The 4,381-nt window shown below is 36.7% G+C and carries 5 protein-coding genes; all 5 read left to right on the plus strand.

Features of this window, described 5'->3' with window-relative positions:
• A partial coding sequence (locus tag CUN59_RS22765; RefSeq protein WP_207765443.1) for a hypothetical protein occupies positions 1–287 on the plus strand: 287 nt, incomplete at its 5' end.
• Positions 288–832: 545 nt separating this feature from the next.
• On the plus strand, positions 833–2,200 hold the full coding sequence (locus CUN59_RS22770; RefSeq protein ID WP_104389211.1) for a bifunctional DNA primase/polymerase: 1,368 nt from the start codon (positions 833–835) through the stop codon (positions 2,198–2,200).
• A gap of 440 nt (positions 2,201–2,640) precedes the next feature.
• Positions 2,641–3,024 (plus strand): plasmid mobilization protein, encoded by a 384-nt coding sequence (locus CUN59_RS22775; protein ID WP_104389210.1) that lies wholly within the window; start codon positions 2,641–2,643, stop codon positions 3,022–3,024.
• A complete protein-coding gene (locus CUN59_RS22780) occupies positions 3,024–3,872 on the plus strand; it encodes a relaxase/mobilization nuclease domain-containing protein (protein WP_104389212.1) in 849 nt (282 codons plus the stop codon). The genes CUN59_RS22775 and CUN59_RS22780 overlap by 1 nt, the downstream gene beginning before the upstream one ends.
• A 1-nt stretch (position 3,873) precedes the next feature.
• A partial coding sequence (locus CUN59_RS22785) for a hypothetical protein (RefSeq protein WP_207765444.1) occupies positions 3,874–4,381 on the plus strand: 508 nt, incomplete at its 3' end.

Consider the following 4,381-nt stretch of genomic DNA (forward strand, 5'->3'; position numbering starts at 1 on the left):
GTACGGAAGTTGAGAAGTTGGAACAGATAACTCAACACTTAGACGAAAGACGGAAACAACAGGAACGCATTATTAATGCTTTCGACCCAGACACATTGAAATGTAAAAGTGCTGATTTATTAGAAGAGATTAGAAAATCAGAGAATAAGTTGTGTGAGTTGCGGAATGTAAAAGCAAAACTTTCTTTAGAAGTGAGTGGGCTGAAAATAGAGAAAGAAAAGCTATCTGAAAAGCTTGTAGCTAAATCGTCAGACATTGACGAACGAAAACGATTAATGCGTATTTAGTAAATTGTGATATACTATAGTTAGGCAAAAGAAGTGAAGATACATCTAACATGTATGCACGCAAAAAAAAGCACGGAGCTAGGGACTCCGTGCTTTTTTATTTTCGGCTCGTTGCTTGGCTAGTTATCTGTCGAGCCATTTACAGATATAGTGGCAAGTTATACCTGCTATGACAGATACTATAAAAGAAGTGAAAATATCTACTAACATTCATGCACCCCCTTTCTGTTGCCAGTATGGGGCAAGCAACGATTAAATTATAGCAGTAATTCAAAGCGATGTACTAATCTTAATTCATGGCTTAACTATGTCAATCTTTGATAGACATACGTTAAGCCATGAATGTTATTTCTCTATATCGTGGGTACATTAAAATGTGTAAAAAAAACTCATTGATAATATAAGTCGTGATTGGTATACTAAAAATGTGCAAAAAATATATTGATAATATAAGTCGGTATAGGGGATATTATCCCTAGATTTTTATTTATTTAAAAATGTGCAAAAAATATATTGATAATATAAGTCGGTATAGGGGATACGAAATGGCTACTAAGAAATTAACAGAAAAGCAATTATATAAAGCTAAAGTAGAGTGGTTTCAAGAGAATGAATACGAAGAAGTAGAGCCATTAGACTTTTATCGTGAAATCTTTCCAGTAGGTTCATTCCAAGAACAAGGCAATACAGAGCGTAAAGCAGGGAATGGTATGCTCATCTATAAGAACGAAGAAGGACATCATTGGCATCAGCTTATTTTTGATGACTTAGCCGAAATTCCGAATTGGTATGGAAAGGAAGATGTCTATATTCGGAGTGCCAGCTTTATTGGGAAGAACACGAAGAATGAAAATGCGAGTATGATCCACGCACTTGTGTTTGATTTAGACGGACAAGAAATTAAAGAGCTACGCATGGTAATGCAATTTATGCGGAAAGGTACGAATATTCCAAAGGCTACCTTTGTAGTGTTAAGCGGTCATGGACTGCATTTGTACTATGTGTTAGAGACACCTATTCGAGCAACGATGAACAATATAAGGAAGCTCAATAAACTCAAAGAGGGCATGACGAAACTCATCTGGAACCGCTACACCTCTAATATTGAGAAGATACAATTTCAGTACTGCTTGCAAGGTTTTCGTATGGTAGGCTCAGCAAGTAAAATGGGGAAACGTTACCCAGTTCGAGCCTATCGCTTTAGTGATGAGCATTATACGATTGAAGAGTTAGTATCATGGATACCAAAACTCAAAGAGTGGGACGAGTATAGAATTGATATGACGGAACGTGATACAGTCCCTAAAGACACGGCTAAAAAGCTGTGGCCCGAATGGTATGAATATCGTATTAATCAAGGGAAATCGAGCAAGTGGAGTGTAAAACGAGATTTATATGACTGGTGGAAAGGGAAGATTATTGAAAATGCGACCTATGGACACCGTTATTTCTGTTTGATGTGCTTAGCGATTTTTGCCATTAAATGCGATGTTTCAGAAGAAGAACTGAAACGAGATGCATTAGCGTTAGTTCCGATTTTGGACAAGCTGTCTGACGACGCTGATCCAAAATCTAGATTTACGGAAGAAGATGCGTTATGTGCGTTGCATGGCTATCGTGAGAATTTTAAAACTTGGGGCAGAGATAAGTTAGCATTAGTATCGGCTATTCCTATGCCACCCAATAAGCGAAATTATTTAACTCAAAAAGAGCATTTAGAAATTGCTAGAGGTATACGTGATATCAGAATGAAACAAAAAGGAAAATCTGATTGGCGAGAGGGAAATGGACGTCCTATTAAAGAACAGTTAGTAAAACAATGGAGAATAGATAATCCACAAGGTAAAAAAATTGAGTGTGAGCGTGAACTTGGTTTATCTAGACATACAGTTTTGAAATGGTGGAATAGTTAATATTGGACTTGAGATTTTTGATAAGCAATCTTTGGAGATTGGTGTACAAAAATATCGAGTGAGCAACCGAAGGGCGGTAGCTAAAAAGGACACTAATTATAGTGTCCTTTTTTCTATTTTCTGCCCATTCTTTAAATGAGAATGAACAGAATTTTATCGTTCTAATGTAATTAAAATTAGAAGATAAAATAGAGTTGATTATTCACCAATATTGATTGGTAAATAATCAAAGTCTATCCTGTTGATCAATGAACAAACAGGAGAGACAGAACTATCTAATAATGAACTTAATAAGTGGATATGCTATAATCGAGAGAGCGAGTTCTAGCACCACATTATTAGATAGTTGCAAGACACGCGTCTGTGGCCACAAAGTGACCAAGACACGTCTTGCAAAAGGGACTATGTCCCCTTTGAACCCCTGGAGAGGATACACAACCATGAGCGAAATTAAAACGAAATTAGTTAAGGTCAGAATGACAGAAAAAGAGTTCGACCAGCTGAAGTATTTTTCTGAAATTACAAATCAAAATATGAGTGAATTTGTAAGAAATTTAATTGAGAATAGACCTCCTAAAATCATCAAAGATTTACCGATTTCACAATTCAAAATTTTAAATTCTAACTTGGCAAAATTAGGAAATTATCAAGTGAAATTGAACAGAGATTTTTTAAATTACATTGCTCAATATCCAGATAATTTAATTTCACTTGAAGAGCTATTAAAGGTAAAAGAGAATTTAGAAAATAGCCGAATGAATTTGCTCCGTGAAATTTCAGAAACAAAAGTTATCTTATCGGAGATTTTGAAGGAGTTAAGATGATGGCAGTTTTGAAAGTTAGAAATAGTAACGGAAAGGCTTCTCTTGGTGGTGCTAAAGATTACCTAGAACGTGACGGGCGAAATGTTGAATGCTCCACATTCAATATTGATCGCCCTGAGGAATGGGCGGAAGATATGCAACTAACAAAGGAGCTTTTTGATAAGACAGAGGGTAGGCAATATTATTGGATAGTCCAATCTTTTGACAATGAGCATGGCGAACAATCTTACAATGCGGAAGATATTCACGAAATGGGCAAGGAACTGGCAGAAGTGTTTGCGAAAAAAGGGTATCAAGTTGTAGTTGAAACTCACAACGATACCGATAATTTACACAATCACTTGATTATTAACTCTGTTAATTCAGAAACAGGCAAAAAATTGCGAATTTCAAACGCTAAGAGCCTTGAAGTGTCAAAAGGTGCTGACATTCTAACTAAAGATTTATACCGCCTTAACGATGAAATTTGTAAGAAATATGGGTTACGCACATTAGACCAAAGCAAGGCTATCAAGAATGAGCGTGAAAGACACGCTGGCATACAACCAACGAACAAGAAAACTGATGAGAATTATCTTGCTAAATCGTGGAAAGATACGCTCCGACAGGACTTGCAAGATATATGGAAAGACAAGAACATCAAAAGCAAAGATGATTTTGAGCGAGCGTTACAACAGAAAGGTATCACGATTAGTCGAATGACAAGCACAGGCAATATTACTTATGAGCAAGGTGGCAATAAGGCACGAGCCAAGTCATTAGGTGCATTTAATCGTGATGATGTATCTAGTTTGTTAGAGAGAAATAAGAGTTTAGGACAAACAATTTCGAGGGGGTTCAGTCGATAATATGGACTTTGGGTTTTTAAATGGCATTAATTGCCTTTTTACGCTTATTTTGGTGTTTGGGGTTATCCTATCTATCTATGTAGCACGATGGGGCTTTAAATGGTCTATTTTGAGCTTTATTTTAGTAGCTTTCATAATGTGCTTTGGTTTAAGTCAAGCGTATGAGAAAGTATTGTTTGCTGATAGTCTTGCGTATCGCTATAAAATAGCGATTGAGCAAGGTCAAAGTAATGGCTTTTCAGAGCGGTATTATGAAAGTGCTAGTAATCAAGATAGCATTAATCAACTTATGTCTTCCCTTAACATCAACAAGGGGCGAATTGGTTATGAGTATGGCTATGGTGCAAGTGATGTAGAGAGAGAGCCAATAGCGTTATATATCAGTAGCGTTAAAGCTGAACATTATGCTCCTGTTATCGTGCCAGGTGTTATCTGTTTCTTATGGTGGTTTGGGTTATTTCTTGTCCGCCGATCCGCAGAGCGAACGGACAAGAAAGTAATTGAACTGC

Origin of the sequence: Cuspidothrix issatschenkoi CHARLIE-1, from assembly GCF_002934005.1 — a bacterium.
Classification (GTDB): Bacteria; Cyanobacteriota; Cyanobacteriia; order Cyanobacteriales; family Nostocaceae; genus Cuspidothrix; species Cuspidothrix issatschenkoi.